17 protein-coding genes are annotated in these 17586 nt (G+C 65.1%); 9 read left to right on the top strand and 8 right to left on the bottom strand.

Annotated elements, in window-relative coordinates; translation table 11 throughout:
- Positions 1 to 88: 88 nt before the first annotated feature.
- From CV770_RS09470 to CV770_RS09445, 6 genes are all read right to left on the bottom strand, one after another.
- Complete coding sequence (locus CV770_RS09470; RefSeq protein ID WP_104462122.1) at positions 89 to 973, bottom strand: AraC family transcriptional regulator; 885 nt, start codon at positions 971 to 973, stop codon at positions 89 to 91.
- Between the two features lie 888 nt (positions 974 to 1861).
- On the bottom strand, positions 1862 to 3271 hold the full coding sequence (gene hydA / locus CV770_RS09465; RefSeq protein ID WP_201759779.1) for a dihydropyrimidinase: 1410 nt from the start codon (positions 3269 to 3271) through the stop codon (positions 1862 to 1864).
- A gap of 11 nt (positions 3272 to 3282) precedes the next feature.
- Positions 3283 to 4014: a maleate cis-trans isomerase family protein gene (locus CV770_RS09460; RefSeq protein WP_104462120.1), complete on the bottom strand. Its 732-nt coding sequence runs from the start codon at positions 4012 to 4014 to the stop codon at positions 3283 to 3285.
- 9 nt (positions 4015 to 4023) lie between these two features.
- Positions 4024 to 4800, bottom strand: coding sequence for an ABC transporter ATP-binding protein (locus CV770_RS09455; protein WP_104462119.1), 777 nt, complete (start codon positions 4798 to 4800; stop codon positions 4024 to 4026).
- A complete protein-coding gene (locus CV770_RS09450; RefSeq protein ID WP_091952295.1) occupies positions 4800 to 5651 on the bottom strand; it encodes an ABC transporter permease in 852 nt (283 codons plus the stop codon). Before CV770_RS09450 ends, CV770_RS09455 begins: the two co-directional genes overlap by 1 nt.
- Positions 5635 to 6639 (bottom strand): ABC transporter substrate-binding protein, encoded by a 1005-nt coding sequence (locus tag CV770_RS09445; RefSeq protein ID WP_104462118.1) that lies wholly within the window; start codon positions 6637 to 6639, stop codon positions 5635 to 5637. The genes CV770_RS09450 and CV770_RS09445 overlap by 17 nt, the downstream gene beginning before the upstream one ends.
- Positions 6640 to 6930: 291 nt before the next feature.
- On the opposite strand from CV770_RS09445, the gene CV770_RS09440 reads away from it, so the two are divergent.
- Together CV770_RS09440 and CV770_RS09435 are read left to right on the top strand one after the other, a co-directional pair.
- A complete protein-coding gene (locus CV770_RS09440) occupies positions 6931 to 7545 on the top strand; it encodes a GntR family transcriptional regulator (protein ID WP_245453711.1) in 615 nt (204 codons plus the stop codon).
- Between the two features lie 2 nt (positions 7546 to 7547).
- On the top strand, positions 7548 to 8297 hold the full coding sequence (locus tag CV770_RS09435; RefSeq protein WP_201759778.1) for an aspartate/glutamate racemase family protein: 750 nt from the start codon (positions 7548 to 7550) through the stop codon (positions 8295 to 8297).
- Here the strand turns inward: CV770_RS09435 and CV770_RS09430 are convergent.
- Positions 8294 to 9685, bottom strand: a complete 1392-nt coding sequence (locus CV770_RS09430) for an amidase (protein ID WP_104462115.1) — start codon at positions 9683 to 9685, stop codon at positions 8294 to 8296. The two genes, CV770_RS09435 and CV770_RS09430, sit on opposite strands and share 4 nt — an antisense overlap.
- Before the next feature lie 88 nt (positions 9686 to 9773).
- On the opposite strand from CV770_RS09430, the gene CV770_RS09425 reads away from it, so the two are divergent.
- From CV770_RS09425 to CV770_RS09410, 4 genes are read left to right on the top strand one after another with little or no spacing between them, the layout of a single operon-like run.
- Positions 9774 to 10868: an ABC transporter ATP-binding protein gene (locus CV770_RS09425; protein WP_104462114.1), complete on the top strand. Its 1095-nt coding sequence runs from the start codon at positions 9774 to 9776 to the stop codon at positions 10866 to 10868.
- A gap of 30 nt (positions 10869 to 10898) precedes the next feature.
- Entirely contained in the window at positions 10899 to 11945 is a 1047-nt protein-coding gene (locus tag CV770_RS09420; RefSeq protein ID WP_104462113.1) for an ABC transporter substrate-binding protein, read from the top strand.
- Between the two features lie 3 nt (positions 11946 to 11948).
- Entirely contained in the window at positions 11949 to 12812 is an 864-nt protein-coding gene (locus CV770_RS09415; protein WP_104462112.1) for an ABC transporter permease, read from the top strand.
- A complete protein-coding gene (locus CV770_RS09410) occupies positions 12812 to 13627 on the top strand; it encodes an ABC transporter permease (protein WP_201759777.1) in 816 nt (271 codons plus the stop codon). The genes CV770_RS09415 and CV770_RS09410 overlap by 1 nt, the downstream gene beginning before the upstream one ends.
- Here the strand turns inward: CV770_RS09410 and CV770_RS09405 are convergent, their stop codons facing one another.
- Positions 13628 to 13963, bottom strand: coding sequence for a hydroxyisourate hydrolase (locus CV770_RS09405; protein ID WP_201759776.1), 336 nt, complete (start codon positions 13961 to 13963; stop codon positions 13628 to 13630). It abuts the gene before it with no gap.
- Between the two features lie 26 nt (positions 13964 to 13989).
- On the opposite strand from CV770_RS09405, the gene CV770_RS09400 reads away from it, so the two are divergent.
- The 3 genes from CV770_RS09400 (at position 13990) to CV770_RS09390 (ending at position 17521) form a co-directional block, all read left to right on the top strand.
- Positions 13990 to 15186, top strand: coding sequence for an MFS transporter (locus tag CV770_RS09400; RefSeq protein ID WP_104462109.1), 1197 nt, complete (start codon positions 13990 to 13992; stop codon positions 15184 to 15186).
- Positions 15167 to 16537, top strand: coding sequence for an amidase (locus tag CV770_RS09395; protein WP_104462108.1), 1371 nt, complete (start codon positions 15167 to 15169; stop codon positions 16535 to 16537). Before CV770_RS09400 ends, CV770_RS09395 begins: the two co-directional genes overlap by 20 nt.
- Before the next feature lie 84 nt (positions 16538 to 16621).
- A complete protein-coding gene (locus tag CV770_RS09390; protein WP_104462107.1) occupies positions 16622 to 17521 on the top strand; it encodes a LysR substrate-binding domain-containing protein in 900 nt (299 codons plus the stop codon).
- Positions 17522 to 17586: the final 65 nt, after the last annotated feature.

The raw sequence follows: 17586 nt of genomic DNA, 5'->3' as shown, positions 1-17586 counted from the left end.
TCCTGGACAAGCAATTCCTGTCGCGGGCTGCCATCGGCATGCCCGCGTCATTCTTCCCGTGGTGGTCTCCTCCTTTGCTTTTCGCCGGCTAGGCCGCGCGTGCCGTATTGATGTTCTGCGCGAGCAATCGCCTAAAGCGCGAAGGCGGCATGCCTTTCTCGGCCAAGAACTGCCGGTTGAAATTGGAGAGATTGTTGAAGCCGACCTCGAAGCAGATGTCGGTGATGGACGCCTGCTCGTCGCTCATCAGGATCTGGCAGGCGAGATTGATGCGCAGGCGCTTGACGTATTGCACCAGCGACATGCCCGTGTGCCGGCGGAAGGAGCGCGAAAACGCGCTCTGCGACTGGCCGGCGATGGCCGCAAGCTCGGCTTCACCGAAAGGCTGCGTCAGGTTTTTTCGGATGAAGGCGAGTGCCTTGTTCATGCCCGCAGACATATAGCCAGACGGGTCCGGCAGATATTTCGGGCTGGAGAGCGGACGCGCATTTCGCGCGCGACTAAGTGTCCCCAAGACCATCAAGAACAGCTCGATCCGACGCACGCCGTTCGCCGTCACGATCTCCTCCATGAGTGGGGCGACCGCTTCGCTCGTGCTGCGGGTGAAAAGCGCGCCGCGGCGGGAGAATTCCAGCAGCGAGGCAAGGCCCGAAAGCTCGGGCATGACCTTTATCAGGTCGCCTAGAAATTCTTCGCTGAACTGGAGGACGCGTCCCCGCAGCGGAATGGTGGTCCCCGCCGGCAGATCGCTCACCCAATTGTGCGGCAGGTTGGGGCCGGTAAGAACAAGATTGCCCGGCTCGAATTCGCCGATAAAGTCACCGACGAAATAGCGACCGCAGGTGGCTACAACCTGATGGAGCTCGTATTCGGGATGGAAATGCCAGCGGACCGTGTGGAATGGGTAGCCGTGCGACCACGCCTTGAACGACTCGCCGCGCCGTATCTGGACAACTTCCAGGTCCGGTTCCATGTCCGCTCCCTTCGGGCCGGTGCGGCTTGCAATGATCCGCCCCTGTTCCCTTATCGGCTGAATTTGCTCAGCGTTTCCTCTCGTCGGGAGAGTAGCGACCGGTACCTAGGCACGCCACCACCATTTCAATGTGCAACTGATACTTTTTTGATGTGCCCCAGGCAGTCCCGAGCCCCGCAACCGGGTCCGCACTCTCCGCGAAACGGGCATCTCACTACAGCGGCTCTACCGAAAGTGCGGTCTCGCGCACGGTCGGTTGCGCACAGCAGGTCACGATTGCGCGGACGGATTCCGGTGATTGCGGCTGTCTGTTACCACTCGCATTCAATCCACGGAATGAGCTGCGACAACCGCGGCCCTGCTCTTCAAAACGTACGCTCACAATGATCATGACTGGATTTTTGTGGATCTCTCGGTGCACACGCCGCGCACACGCAGCCATCTAACCAATTGAAAAAATTGAACTCTCGCTCCAATCCATCATGGGCGCCACGGAAAAGAGAAAGGCTTGCGAATTCAATTGGTTATTCTTTCATCGAACCGGCAGCATGGAGATGTCCTCGCGCACTCGAACCAGCAATTTGCGTGGCGCGCACATATCATTCGCCTGAATGGGCGTCTCGCGCATCTGCAACAACAAAGTGGTCCGGACAAGAGAAGCGACAATGATCCCGCATGGCATAGGGCCAGGCAGATCGGTCCGAGCTGGACACAGCTGATCCGGCGCTTCAACAGACGGTGAATAGCCGACCCAAATTGGACAAGGGTGCCATCCAGGGCCGCATCGGCGAGATCACGGTTGAGAATGCTCATTCGACAGTTCTTCCGCTCGATCCCGTTCCGTATGATCGGCTGTACGACAGACACGGCACAACAGGCTGCGCCTGATCAGATCAGACTCGACTTGCCACGGCTCAGCACCTCGCCCGCGCCTTTGTCGCCGACGATCCTGCCTTGGTCGTAGACGACCCGGCCGCGGGCAATGGTGGTGACGGGCCAACCCGTGACATCAAAGCCCTCCCAGGGCGTATAATCCGAACCGTGGTGCAAATCGGCCTGCCGGATCGGCTTTGTCAGCTTCGGATCCCACAGCACGACGTCCGCATCGAAGCCGACACCGATCGAGCCCTTGCGCGGGTAGAGCCCGTAGATGCGCGCGTGATTGGTCGCGGTCAGCTCGACGAATTTCTGCAAGCTGATACGTCCCTTCGTGACGCCCTCGGAGAACAGGATCGGCAGCCGCGTCTCGACCCCGGGGATGCCGTTCGGCACCCAGCGGAACGAGGTGCGCGCGTTCGGCGTCAGCTTGCCCTTGGGGTCATCGTAACGGAACGGACAGTGGTCGGACGAGAAGGTCTGGAACACACCGGTCGTGATGCCTTCCCAGATGGCCTGCTGGCTTTCGGCATCGCGCGGCGGCGGCGAGCAGACATATTTCGCGCCCGTGATGTCCATGTTCAAGCCCTTCATGTCGTCGGCCGTCAGCGTGATGTATTGCGGACAGGTCTCGGCATGAACCGGTAGTCCGCGCTGTTGCGCCCAGCGGACCTGCTCCATCGCCTCGCGCCCTGAGACGTGCACGATCATGATGGGAACGCCGATCACCTCGGCGTGGCTGATGGCGCGATGCGTGGCCTCGCGTTCGACGGCTTGGGGCCGCGACACGCCGTGGTAATAGGGCGCGATGTGGCCTTCGCGCTCCAGCCTGGTCGTGAGGAAGCGAATGGCGTCGTAGCCCTCGCAATGGACCATCACCAGCGCCTCCTCGCGGCGCGCGACGTCGAACACCTCCAGCAGTTGCTTGTCGCTGAGCACGAGATCGTCATAGGTCATGAACACCTTGAACGAGGTGTAGCCGTCCTTCACCAGCGCCGGCAGCTCCTGCCCGAGCACGACCGCGGTCGGGTCGGAGATGATGAGGTGGAAGGCGGTGTCGATATAGCACTCGCCCTCGGCAAGCTTGCGATAGTTCTCGACGCAGGTGCGGAGCGACGTGCCCTTCTCCTGGAGCGCGAAGGGTAGCACCATGGTATTGCCGCCGGCCGCGGCCGCACGCGTCGCCGAGGCAAAGTCGTCGGCCATGACCACGTCAGGACCGGAGGGCTGGGAGATGTGGACGTGGCTGTCGATGCCGCCCGGCAGTGCCAGCAGACCCGTCGCGTCGATCTCGCGCGCTGCGCCCTCGAGATGATCGGCAATGCTGACGATGCGCCCGTCGCGAATGCCGATATCGGCGCTAAACTCGTCGCTGGCCGTGACGATAGTGCCGCCGCGAATAACAAGATCGAGCTGGGTCACAGGCGTCTCCGTTACTTCATGACCGCTGATGTCTGGAAGATCTGGCCCCACGGCACAAGAGCTGTGATGTCGCCGCCGGCGAGCGTCAGCGTCCTCCACAGCGTCACCGCCACCGAATCCAGCACGGCGATGTTCAATTCCCGTTCGAGTGAGGCGGCAAGCGCGGCTCCGTCGAGATTGGTGCAGAGGATGACGATCGCGTCGGCGCCGTCCGCTGCCACCGCGCGGATCATGCCCGCGATGGTCGCAGGCGCAACCTCGCCGAAGGAAAAATTGTCGCGGAGGCCGAGATGCCGTTCGGCATGCGGCGCGATGCCCTCCTCGGCCCAGACGTCGCCGATTCGCCGCTGCACGTCGTCGGTGTAGGGCGAAACGAGGCCAACGCGCTTGACGCCGAGTGCGCGGGCAGCATCGATGCATGCAAGCGTGGACGTTGTCGCCGGGACGCCGGTGCGCGCCGTGATCGCTTCGCAAAGGCTCTTGTCGCGGCCGATGCCGAGCCAGCTCGCCGAGGTGCCGTTCCAGGCGATGGCATCGACTTTTGCGTCCGCCAGCAGGTCCGCCGCCGGCAGCATCACCGAGGCGTCGAACTGGTTCAGCGCCGCGGCGTGGAGCGCAATCTCGGTGACGCGGAAACGCGAGAAATGCGCGGTAACGCCCTTCACACCCGCCAGCATGGCGCTGGTGACGGGCTCGAGCACCGAGTTGGAGGACGGCGTGATCATGCCGAGACGTTTGCGCATGGCGGTACCTTACGACGCCTGCGCAAGGCGCGTCGACTCCTCCCGGATCAGGGACAGGATGTGGCGCTTTGCGTCGTTGAATTCGGGACTGGTGATGTCGCGCGGGCGCGGCAGGTCGAAATTGACGGCCTCGCGGATCCGGCCCGGCCGCTTGGTCATCACCACGATCTTGTTGCCGAGCACCAGCGCTTCGTCGACGCTGTGGGTGACGAATACGATGGTGCAGCGCCGTTTCTGCCAGATCGCGACCAGCTCTTCCTGCAGTTCGAGCTTGGTCTGGGCGTCCAGCGCCGCGAACGGCTCATCCATCAGGATGACGCTCGGGTTCATCAGCAGCGCACGTGCGATGCCGACGCGCTGGTTCATGCCGCCGGACATCTCGGAGGGATGATGATGCTCGAAGCCGCGCAAGCCGACGAGATCGATGAACTCCATGGCGCGCTGGTGCCGCTCGGCCTTGCCGACGCCCTTGAGCTTGAGGTGGAAGGCGATATTGTCGATCGCGGTCAGCCACGGCATCAGGGTCGGCTGCTGGAACACCACGCCGCGGTCCGAGCCGGGCCGCTCCACCTGCTTGCCATCGACCAGCGTCCGGCCGGAGGTCGCCTGTTCGAAGCCGGCGATGATGTTCAGGAGTGTCGACTTGCCGCAGCCGGAGGGGCCGAGCAGGCAGACGAAATCATTGGCCTCGATGTCGAGATTGACGTTGTCCAGCGTCAGCAGGTCGCGGCCGCGCCGCTTGTCGGAAAACACTTTTACGATGTTGCGAAGCTCGATAGCCGCCATCAGCCCGCCCTGCCCTGCACCGTGGTCGTCTGCTGCCAGCGCAGCGTCCGCGCCATGATCGCCTTGATGCCGAGGTCGGAGAGATAGCCGAGCAGCCCGATCGAGATCATCGCCGCCAGCACGATGTCGTAGCGCAGGAAGTAATAGGAATCCCACAAGACGTAACCGAGGCCGCTTTTCACCGCGACCATCTCGGCCGTGACCGTCAGCATCCAGGCCGATCCGACCGCGATGCGCAGGCCTGCGAAGATCGAGGGCAGCGCCGCCGGCAGCACGATGTCGGTCAGCATCTGCCGCCCGTTCGCGCCCATCATCGCACCGGCACGGACGAGATTGTGGTCCACGGTCTTCACGCCGTGGATTGCGTTCATTAGCACGGGGAAGAAGGCACCGAGGAAAACGAGGAAGATCGCCGGCTTGTCGGCGATGCCGAACCAGATGATGGCGAGCGGAATCCAGGACACGGGCGGGATTGGGCGCAGCATCTGCAGCGTCGGCTCCAGCGTCTTCTCGAACAGGCGCGACCAGCCGATCGCGACCCCGGCGAGGATGCCGAGGAGGCTCGCCAGCGCAAAGCCGCCGAACACGCGAAGCGCGCTGGCGAGCGCATCGCGCAGCCAGTGCCCGGAATAGGTCTGCGTGGTCTCGTCGAAGCCGAACACCCAGTCGCCTAGCGCATGCAGCACCGCGCTCGGCGCCGGCAGCAGCGCGGGCGGCAGCACGCCACTGCGGGCAAAGGCCTCCCAGCCCGCGACCAGCAACGCGGGCACGACGAGGCGTTCGAGCCCCTGGAACGCCCGCGTCAGCCTAAAGGCCGTCCTTGCGGGCGAGACGTCAATAACCGAGGTCATTCTTGGCCTTTCCGGTGGCTTGCGCCAGGAACGAGTAGTCCATGTTCTTCTCCGCTTCCGCGGACACGTCCGTCGAGATGTATTTGAGGTCGCGCATCATCGCGGCGATCGCGAGCGTCTGCGACCGATGGATCGCCGGATCGGGCGAAGCGTTCTTCAGCGCTTCCGTCGCCACATTCTTGTCAAGACCGGTGAGCTTGTTGATGACCTCGATCCACGGCGCCTTGTCGGCAATCAACTTGTTGTCGAGCTCGACCACGGCGCTGACGACGCCCTGCACACCGGCGCGTTGGCTGGCGATCACGTCGGAGCGGGTAACGATGAGATTGGTGAGATTGCCGGCGGCCTGGTCATAGGGCAGCACAAAATGCTTGCCGGCGCCCGCAAGCCGGATCTGCGAGGCGAACGGCTCGACCGAGCAGATCATGTCGACCTCACCGCGCTGCAGGGCCGCGAGATGGTCGGACGGATTGGGGATGTTGATGAACTGGATGTCCTTGTTGGGATCGACGCCCTGCTTGAGGAATGCGCCGCGCATGTGGATGTCCTGCGCATTGCCGCGCGACGCCGCGACCTTCAGCGGCTGACCGTCGCTCTTCGCCTTCAGAGCGGTCGCCTTGAACGTGGCCCAGTCCTCAGGGGGAAGGTTCAGCTTCGCGGAGGAGAGACATTCAGAGCCGCCGTTGATCTGGCCGGATACGGCAACGACGTCAAAACCTTTATCGAGCGCGGTGATGTAATGGAGATACGTCACCTGCGCGACGTCGATGCTCTTGGAGATCAGCGCGGTGAGCACGTCATTGCCCGAGTTGAAGCCGGTGGCCTCGACCTCGATGCCCTTGGCCATGCCCGGGATCAGCGACATCGGCAAGCAGTGCGCACATTTGGCGTAGCCGAGCTTGATCTTCGGGGCTTGCGCGGAGGCAAAATCGCCAGCCCCCAACATCGCCGCCATCATCACGAGGCCCAGGCGCAAACTCGTCCGCATCGTTCACTCCGTTTCGAAGGCGCGAGATCTCGCGCGTCTCGCGAGATCATCCGTCGGCCTTCGCGGCAGCGCAACGGGGATTCTGCATGCTGCATACAATTTGCGCGCTATGCCATTGTTTTCAGCTACATGCGTCGGTATTTTGGGCAAGCCAAAGGGCCGGAAACGGCTAGGATGAACTGAAGCAACGAGGCGCGCGTGCAGCAGAAGTCGGAAACCCCGAAGGGCAGAAAGTCGCACAAACTCAAGAGGATGGGCCTGCACGAGCGCGCCGCCGCGCGGATGCGAACGATGATCATTCGCGGCGAGCTGGCGCCGGGATCGCAGACCCAGGAGACCAGGCTGTCGAAGGAGCTGGGCGTGTCGCGCACGCCGCTGCGCGAGGCCATGAAGGTACTCGCGGCCGAAGGGTTGATCGAGCTTCGCCCCAATCGCAGCCCGCGCATCGCCGACATCGCAGTCTCCGGCATCTCGGAACTGTTCGAGGCCCTCGCCGGCATCGAACGGCTGGCCGCAGAGCTCGCTGCGGAGCGCGCGACCGAACGCGACCTCGCCCGCCTGCGCACGCTGCAGACCCGGATGGAGGGTCATCACCGCAACGGCAAGCTCGATGAGTACTTCGCCATCAATGGCGAAATCCACAACACCATCGTTCGCATGGCCCGCAACACGCCGCTGCGCGAGGCGCACGAGACTCTGATCTCCCGCGCCGAGCGCGCACGCTATCTCGCGCTGGGTGCCGACAAGCGCTGGAGCAATTCGGTCGACGAGCACGCCGGCATCCTCGCGGCCCTCGAGACGCGAGACAGCGAGGCCGCAGGACGCCTACTCGGCGCCCATGTCCGCCAGACCGGCACCGCGCTGCTCGAGACTCTTGCTCCCAAGCCCAAACTGACGGCGGCGTGACCATGAAGCTGCTGCTGCTCAACCCCAACACTAGTGCCGCGGTCACACAATTAATGACCGATGTCGGACAGCGCGCGGCGGCGCCCGGCACTGAGCTGGTCCCCTGCACCGCGACCCGCGGCGTGCCCTATATCGCCACGCGCACCGAGGCGCAGATCGGCGGCGCCATTGCGTTGGAGATGCTGGCCGAGCAGCACATGAAGGTGGATGCCGCGATCATCGCCGCCTTCGGCGACCCCGGCCTGTTCGCCGCACGCGAGACGTTCGATATTCCCGTGGTCGGCATGGCGGAAGCGGCGATGCTGACGGCCTGTATGGCCGGGCGCCGCTTCGCGATCGTCACCTTCGCGCAGGCGCTGGGCCCCTGGTACGAGGAATGCGTCCGCGCCCACGGGCTGTGGGAACGCTGCGCCGGCATTCGCACGCTCGATACCCCGTTCAAGGCGATTTCGGAGGTCGGCACCGAAAAGGAGGATCTGCTCGTCGAACTCGCCCAGCGCGCGATCGCCGATGACGAGGCCGATGTGCTGATTTTTGCCGGCGCGCCCCTCTCCGGCCTTGCCGAGCGCGTTGCGGACCGAATTCCCGTCCCCGTCGTCGATCAGGTGATCGCCTCGGTGAAGCAAGCCGAAGCGCTTCATGCGCTACGCCTGCGCAAGGCGAGCGCGGGCACGTACCGCCGGCCCGCAGCAAAGCCCACCATCGGCCTTCCCGGAGCGCTCGCCGCCCGGCTCGAGCATCGCGACAGCTAGGGGAGCTTCGTCCGGCGATGCGAAAATCCCAATTCGTTTTCGATGGCACGGCCGAAAGCAAACAGGCGGGATTCGCAGCCCGGCGGCGCGATGATTTGGATGCCGAAGGGCAGCTCATTCTCCCCTCGCCGAACCGGCAAGGTCAGGACCGGAAAGCCGACCAGCGACACGATGAAGGTGACGGCGAGATAGTCGATCGGCGTCTCCAGCGCTACGCCGTCGATCGCGGTGACATCACTGATCTCGTTCGGCCAAGGGAAGACCGAGGCTGCGGGCGCGATCAGGAAATCGGCACGCGCGAACAGCGCGCGAAAGCTGCGGTAGATCGCGGTGCGGCGGCGCTCGGCGTTGAGATAATATTCGGCGGAAAGCTCTGCGCCCGCCTCGATGTTCCAGATCACGGTAGGTGTGAGCTCGGTGCGGCGCGTCCGCAGCAGCTCGCCATAGCTGTTGGCGATGTGTGCGGCGCGGAGCGTGCGGAAGGTCTCCATCGCACCGCTGCAATCAGGCGAAAACGGCAGCAGATCGGCAACGCCGGCGAGGACGTCGCAGGCGGCGGCAAAACGCGTACGAACGTCGCGCGAAACCGGCGCAACGCCAAAGTCGGGCGTGACGGCGATCCGGGGGCGTCCTGCGAGCGGCCGATCGTCATTGCAAACGCCGGTCGAGAGCGGATCCTTCGCGTCGTCACCAGCACAGACCGACAGCGCGAGCGCGAGGTCATCGACGCCGCGGGCAAGAAAACCGTGGGTCGCCAGCATATCCCAGCCGAGCGGGCGGCGCGGCGACGGGATGCGGCCGGGCGTCGGACGGATGGAGGCGACATCGCAGAAGCCGGCGGGCGTGCGCATCGAGCCACCGAAATCGGTACCGTGCGCCAGCGGCACCATGCCGGCTGCGACCGCGACGGCAGAGCCGCCGGACGATCCACCGGAGGTCAGCGCGGGATCGAACGGATTACGCGTCGGCCCCAACAATCTGTTGGTGCAGACCGCGCCAAAGCCAAACTCCGGCGTGTTGGTCTTGCCCAGAATGATGGCGCCGGCGCGCCGCAGTCGCGCTACGACGAGATCGTCCTCGGCCGGAACGTGGTTGCGGAACAGAACCGATCCGTAGGTGGTGGTGAGCCCGGCGGTATCGGTAAGGTCCTTGATCCCTACGGGCACGCCATGCAGCGGGCCGATCGGCGCGGGTGCCGCGTCGCAGACGTCCGCGGCATCGCGGGCACCCTCGGTATCGACAGTGACGAACGCCGCCAATTGCGGGTCCTGATCCGCGATCCGCACGAGGTGCGCCTCGACGACATCGCGCGAGGTGAGCTCCCCAGAGGCAATGGCGCGCGCAAGGGCTGCAGCAGACAGGTCGCAGATCGATGGCTTCGATGTCATCGCCCCACAATGCCAAACCTCGCATCGAAAGGCGAGCGCCGCGGGCACGAGACTTGCTTTCTCCTTTCGGGCAACGGGAGGCAACATCATGGCTGAAGCGCAAGGCGGCCGTTCGCTCGTCGTCGATGCGGTCACCCACCGCTATCCGAGTGGCGCGCTCGCGGTCGAGAACATCAATCTCGACATCAAGGGCGGCGAGATCATCGCCCTGCTCGGCCCGTCCGGCTGCGGCAAGACCACCCTATTGCGGATCATCGCCGGCTTCATCGCGCAGAGCCAGGGGCGCATCATCATCGGCGATGACATTGTCGATGCGCTGCCGCCGAACCGCCGCGCCGTCGGCATCGTGTTCCAGAACTACGCGCTGTTCCCGCATCTGTCGATCAGCGAGAACGTCTCCTACGGCCTCGCCGCGCGCGGCGTCGACAAGGCCGCGCGCCAGCGCGAGGCACAGCGCCTCCTGGAGCTGGTGCAGCTGCCTGCGATGGCCGAGCGGCTGCCGCGGCAGCTCTCCGGCGGCCAGCAGCAGCGCGTCGCGCTCGCCCGCGCGCTCGCGATCAAGCCCTCGATCCTGCTGCTCGACGAGCCCTTTGCCGCGCTCGACAAGAATTTGCGGCTCGACATGCAGATCGAGGTCAAGCGGCTGCAGCGTGTCTCCGGCATCACCACGCTGATCGTGACGCATGACCAGGAAGAGGCGTTGTCGATGGCCGACCGCGTCGCGGTGCTGAGCCATGGCAAGCTCGAGCAGTTCGGAACGCCGTCGGACGTCTATGACCGGCCGCAGACCCTGTTCGTGAACACGTTCGTCGGCTCCAGTAACCGCATGCCCGGTGTCGTGATATCGGCGGACCGCACCGCTGCAAAAGTGCGCCTCGATGCCGGCGCGGAGATCATTGCGCGGCCCGCGGCAGGCGCCCTCACCGAAGGCGGCCGCGTCACCGTGTGCATCCGGCCCGAGCACCTGCAATTCGTCGGCGACGAGACCGGCTTTGCCGGCGTGGTCGGCATGTCGCTGCCGCTGGGTGCCACCGTCGTTCACGAGGTCACGACGGCCGACGGCTCCGGCGTCAAGATCTCCCAGGCGCGCATCGGCGAGACGCGCGCACTGGAGAGCGGCGCCGCCGTGCGCCTCGCACCGCTCGCCCCATCGCTCGCCAACGCATTTCCCGCAACGCTTTAGATCCAGTCTTTGTCCAGAGGGAGTTCGACCATGATCATGAACCGCCGCAGCCTGATGACGACCGCCCTCACGCTCGGGGCCATGAAGGCGTTTCCCGGACTGAGCTTCGCCCAGGCCCGCCCGCTGGTGTTTGCGACCTTCACCGGAAGCTGGGAGGAAGCGCACAAGGCCGTGCTCGTGCCGGCCTTCCGCAAGGCCAACGCCGATGCCGCAATGGTGCTCGATCCCATGCTCTCGGTCGACCAGATCGCGAAGGTTAACGCCGCCAAGGCCAATCCGCCGATCGACGTCATGCTGCACGATCCGGGTCCGGCGCTCGTCGCGATCGGCCAGGATCTGGTCGAGCCCTATCCGGTCGAAAAGAGCGCCTATTACAAGGACCTGATCGGCGAGGCACAGGAGCCGATGGGCCCCGCCCCGTTCTTCCAGGTCGTCGGCCTCACCTACAATCCGGAAGCCGTCAAGACGCCGCCGACCTCATGGGCCGATCTCTGGAAGCCCGAGTTCAAGGGCCGCGTCGGCATTACCAACCTCAACTCGACGCTCGGCACCGGCTGGCTGGTCGAGATCGCCAAGATGCGCGGCGGCTCGGAAGCCAATGTCGATCCCGCCTTCAAGGCGCTGGAGGAGCTGAAGCCCAACCTCGCCGCGGTCGCCGCCAACCCCGGCGCGCTCGCGACCCTGTTCCAGCAGGGCCAGATCGATATCTCGCCCGGCAATTTCAACGCCATCCAGATCCTCAAAGTCCGCGGCGTGCCGGTCGAATTCGTGGCGCCGAAGGAAGGCGCCATCGCCTTCAAAACCACGATCCACATCGTCAAGAACTCGCCAAACCGCGAGCTTGCCTTCAAGCTGATCGAGGCGGCGCTGACGCCGGAGGTGCAGACCGCGCTGATGAACCCGCCTTATCTGATCGTGCCGACCAACTCCAAGGTGACGATGGGCGGCGAGATCGCGCGCGTACTGGCCAAGGACACCGCCGAGCTGAAGAAGAAGTTCGTGTTCCAGGACTGGAAGAAGATCAACGAGCAACGCTCGGCCTGGATCGACCGATTCAACCGCGAGATCAAGATCTGAACGATGGGCGCAGCACCGGCATCGCGGGACGTCATCTCCTACGGCATGGGATTGGCAGCGCCGCTGGCGCTGTTCTTCCTGCTGTTCTTCGTCGCACCGCTGCTGCAACTGTTCTGGCTCTCCCTGCACAACGACACGGCCGGGCTCCATTGGGGGCTCGGCCAGTACCTGCACTTCCTCACCGACCCCTTCAGCCTCAGCGTGCTCAGCTCGACACTGCTGCTGGGCGCCGAGGTGACGGCGGTCTGCCTCGTGCTCGGCTTTCCCATCGCCTGGCTCTATCAGCGGGTCGGACCCAAGCTTCAGACCATCATCATCCTGATCGTGCTACTGCCGCTCCTGACCAGCGTGGTGGTGCGCACCTTCGCCTGGATCGTCATCCTGGGCCGCCAGGGCATCATCAATGCAACACTGCAGTCCCTGGGGATCATCGATACGCCGATAAAACTGCTCTACACCCAGTTCGGTGTGGTGATCGCACTGGCGCAGGTGCAGATGCCGCTGATGACATTGCCGCTGATCACCGCGCTCGGCCGGATCGACCCCAATCTCGACGATGCCTCCTGCTCGCTGGGGGCCGGGAGCTGGCGCACCTTCTTCAAAATCGTGCTGCCGCTGTCGCTGCCCGGCGTGATCGCCGGATGCACGCTGACTTATGCCGCCGCGATCACGGCTTTCATCACCCAGTCGCTGGTCGGGGGCGGGCAGATGCTGTTCATGCCGATGTATCTCTATCAGCAGGCTTCGACGCTGCAGAACTGGCCGTTTGCGGCCGCGATCTCGATCATCTTCCTGCTGGCCGTGCTCGCGGTCGTCTCGGTCTTCACCACGCTCGGCCGCATGTCTCGCGGCTATGGAGGCGTGTGATGAGCGGACGCAAGCGCACCCTGGAGGCGTTCAGCTTCGAGCTGGTCATGACCGTGATCGCGATCATCGCGCTGATCTTGATCATCGCGCCATCGCTCGTGGTCCTGATCGTCTCCTTCACCAGCGGCTTCTCGCTACGCTTTCCGCCACCGGGCTATTCGCTGCGCTGGTACGCCGAGCTCTGGAATGCGTGGCAGCTGCACTTCGCGGCCAAGAACAGCTTGATCGTCGCGTTGTGGGCCACGGGCCTCTCCGTCGTGCTCGGCGTTGCGGCTGCGCTCGCGATCTCGCGGTCGCGGGCGCTGTCGGCGCGGCTGCTGGATTCCCTCTTCATGTCGCCGTTGGTGCTCCCCGCACTCGCCTTCGGCCTTGCGGCCTTGATGCTGTTCTCACTGGTCGGCCTGCCGGTGTCGCCGCTGACGCTGGTGATCGGCCACACTGTGGTTTGCGTGCCCTATGTCGTGCGCAACACGGTCGCCGCGCTTGCCCAGTTGGAGCCGACCCTGCTCGAAAGCTCGGCGGTGCTGGGCGCGAGCCGCCTCTACACGTTCCGGCGGATCGTGTTGCCGCTGATCCGGCCGGGCGTTATCGCGGGCGCCTTCATAGCCTTCATGTCGTCGTTCGACAATGTGCCGGTCTCGCTGTTCCTGCGCGATGCCGCAACCGATATGCTGCCGATCCGGATGTGGCAGGATCTCGAGGGCAAGCTCGATGTCACCATCGCCGCGTTGTCGGGCGTGCTGATCATCGCCACCGTCGCACTGGTCGCCGTCATGGAGCGCATCACCGGCCTGTCGCGGCGGCTGACCAGCTGATCAGGCCCCACGAAACAGCGAATAACCCCAGCGCGTGAATTTCAGCGGCAGATGAAAATGTTCATCGACGTTCTTGATGCGGAAGCGGAACGGCGCCACGGTCAGGAAGCCGTCGCTGTCGCCGAAGAATTCGCCGAGATGAAACAGGACCTCATACTCACCGGCCGTCACGCCTGCACCTTGCGCGCCGGAATGATCGAGCACGCCATTTGCGCCGAGCCGCCCGTCGGCGATGCGGAGCGAATCCGGATCGATCCGCCAGATCTCGACGCGCAGGCCCTGTGCCGGCCGGCCGCTCGCCACGTCGACTGCGTGAATGGAAATACCGCCTGCCACCATGTTCCTCCCGTGAGTGCAACTGCATGGTAGACGCAAACGGTACCGTTCGGCCAGCGCCCGCACTGCTGTCTGCCCTGGGGGCTATGACCTCGCTCCAGGCGCTGGTGGCGCTCGCGCTGTTCGCGCCGGGCGTGGTCGCGCCGCGCGCCCATATCGAGGTGTGGCAGCTCTCGATGTTCTCCTGCGCGGTGTTCGCCGTCGGCATCCCCGCATCGTTCTGGGGCGGCGGTTTTATCGCGCGCCTGGGCTCGCTCCGGATTGCCAGCCTCTGCGCGGCGGCGATCGTCCTCAGCATGGCGCTGGCCTCGCTCGGCTCGACGGCCGCACTGCTTGCCGCCGGCCTCTGCCTCGGCCTTGCATTCGGGCCGGAGACGCCGGCGAGCGCGGCGCTGCTGGCGCGGCTCGTGACGGTCGAACAGCGCGCCTTCGTGTTCTCGGTCCGCCAGACCGGCAACCAGATCGGCGCCGTCTGCGGCTCGCTGGTTCTGCCCGCCATCGCCATCTCGCTCGGACCCGCCTGGTGCTATGCGGCGGTGGGCACCTGTGCGCTGTTGGCGATCCTGATGTTCGAGCGGCTGCGGCCGGCCTATACCGGCAAGGCGCCCCCTCCTCCGGAACTCAGTCTCCGCGCACGGCTGGCCCTCGTCACCGCGGACCGGCGCATCGCGATGCTGGCGCTGGCCTCGATGCCGTTCAGCGCGATGCAGGTGTCGCTCAACACGGTCTTCGTCACGCTCGGCACGCGCGAGCTTGGCCTCAGCCATATCGAGGCCGGGATGGCGCTCGCCTGCGCGCAGACCGGCGGCCTGGTCGGCCGGCTCGGCTGGGGCTATGTCGCCATGCGCCTCAACGCTTCCCGCGCAGTGCTCGTCGTCATCGGCCTCGGCATGGCGTTCTGCGCTGCGCTGCTCGGCCTCGACGGCGCATCGCTGAGCCGTACCGGACAGTTCGCGATTGCCGCGCTGTTCGGCCTGACGGCCTCGGGCTGGAACGGCGTCTTCATCGCCGAGATCGCCCACCTCGCGCCACAGGACCGGATCGGCGAGACCACGGGCGCGGTGCTGACCGCATCCTATGCGGGCCTATTGGCCGCGCCGGCACTGATCTCAATGCTGGACGCCACGGCCAGTCTTGGCGCGGCGTTCGTTGCCTTGGCCTGCCTTGTGCTCTGCGGCACATTGGCGTTGATCTGGGGAGGCCATGACAAAACCAGTCAATAGCGCGCGCGGGATCGCCGCCGACGTCACGGCCGGGCGGACGAGCGCCGTCGAGACCGCCGAAGCCGCGCTCGCGCGCATCGAGGCCGCCAAGGCGCTCAACGCGGTGGTGACGATCGATCCCGCGCGAACGCTTGCCGATGCCGCGAGGGTCGACGATCGCCTGTGCGCCGGCGAGACGATGTCGCTCGCCGGCGTGCCCATCGTCGTCAAAGACAACATCTGGGCCAGTGGCTGGCGCGTGACGCAGGGCTCGCGCCTGTTCGCCGATTTCGTCGCGCCGCAAGATGCGGTTGCGATCGAGCGACTGCGCAAGGCCGGTGCTGTCATCGTCGGCATCGGCGCGACGTCGGAATTCGCCTGCAAGGGCGTCACGACCTCACAGCTCTACGGACCCACGCGCCATCCGCTCGATCCCGCGTTGACACCGGGCGGCTCGTCCGGCGGTCCCGCCGCTGCGGTCGCAGCCGGCCTCGTGCCGCTCGCGATCGGCACGGATGCCGGCGGCTCCAGCCGCAGGCCGCCGGCCCATGTCGGCGTCGCCGGCTTCAAGCCGTCGTACGGCGCGATTCCATATGGGCCCGGTTTCGCCGAGCCGTTCTTCGGTCTTTCCGTCATTGCACCGATCGCATCTGATGTGGCCGATATCGCATTGGCGTTCGAGGCCATGGCCGGCGCCGATCCGCGCGACCCGGATTCCGCCCTCTTTGCACGGCAGGCGGAAGACATCGACGGAATGCGCATGGCATTCTCGCCGCGACTTGGCTTAGACGTCGCGGTCGACGACATCGTTGCGAATGCCCTCGCCTCCACTGTTGACCGCCTCTCCGCGGCAGGCTTGCGCATCACGCGACGCGATCCCGTCTGGCCGACGGGCGCGACCGAAGACGCCATCATGCCACTCCAACATGCCGGTCTCGCTGCGCTCTATGGGGACGCGTTCCGCAAGGACCCGACCATATTTGATCCCGATGTCGCCAAGCAGATCGAGCGAGGTCTCTCCTGGTCGGGCGCCGAGGTTGCTGGAGCTCTGGTCGCGAGCGCCGCGATCGCCAATGCTTTCGCGGCCTTCCTCACCGACGTGGACCTGCTGCTGACCCCAACTGTCCCCTGCGTCGCTTGGTCGCTGACGCAGCTTGGTCCCGACATGATCGGCGGAAAGCCCGCGAGCCCACGGGGGCACGCGGTGTTTACTCCTTTTGTCAATCATGCCCGCCTGCCGGCGATCTCGATTCCGTGCGGAACAGATCCGCGCGGACTTCCATTCGGCCTGCAAATCATCGCGAGGCGCGGGCAGGACCGGACACTGCTTGGCGCCGCACACCAGATCGAGGCCATGCTGCAAGCGTGTTGAAGCCGGCTTGGCTCGTCACTATGAGCACGGGGCAGCACGCGCTAGCATGGAACTTGCATAAATTCTGGGCGACATGGACGCCGCATGAACCTCATCAGTCTCGACATCCGCATGCTCCGGTCGCTGATCTCGGTGGTCGAGACCGGCAGCATCACCGAGACCGCCCGACGGTTGGGCCGCACCCAGCCGGCGATTACCCTGCAACTGCAGCGGCTAGAGGAGCTGACAGGCAAGCAATTGTTCGAGCACGCCGGCCGCCGGCTGACGCTGACCGATGACGGCACCACCGTCCTCACCTACGCCAAATCCATCCTAAGGTTGCATGACGAGCTGATCTCGCAACTGGCGTCGCAGGAGATCGAGGGCCAGGTCGTGCTCGGCACGCCCGACCTCTATGCTGCCTTCATGCTGCCGCAGATCCTCAGCGTGTTCCGAAAATCCTTTCCGCGCGTGCAGGTCGAGCTCAATTGCGCGCTGTCGACGCCACTGGTCGGCCTCGTCAAGCGCGGCGACGTCGACATCGCGCTCGTCACCCGCATGAACGATTTCACCGGCGGCCAGGTGGTGCGGCGCGAGCAACTGGTCTGGATGACCGGTGATCAATCGGTCGCGCACCAGGAGCGCCCGATTCCGCTGGCGCTGCTGCCGCCCGGAAACATCTATCGCGACTACGCCATAGACACTCTGGAGCGTGCCAATCTGCGCTGGCGCATCGCTTGCGTCAGTGAAAGCGTCGGAGGTCTCCAGGCCGCGGCCTTCGCCGGCATGGCCGTTACCGTGCTCGGCCGCAGCGCGCTGGTGCCTGCGATGCGTGAAATCGGACCGAACGAGGGCCTCCCGCCGCTGCCGAAGATCGAGCTGCTGCTCTACAAGTCCAGCGGCGCGACCTCGAAGGCCGCGACTGCGCTACACGACTACCTCGCGCATTATCTGCGCCTCGACGAGGAGCTCAGCGGCCGCGGCGCACCGATCGAGCTGGGCTAGGCCCACAAAAACGCGAAAACAACCCCATGCACCGTAGAACGGCCTTAGTTTGCAAAGGGTTTTTC

It is taken from the genome of Bradyrhizobium sp. AC87j1 (genome assembly GCF_002936975.1).
GTDB classification, from domain to species: domain Bacteria; phylum Pseudomonadota; class Alphaproteobacteria; order Rhizobiales; family Xanthobacteraceae; genus Bradyrhizobium; species Bradyrhizobium shewense.
The sequence above is the reverse complement of the archived record's forward strand: the minus strand, read 5'-3'. Positions and strand labels throughout refer to the sequence as shown.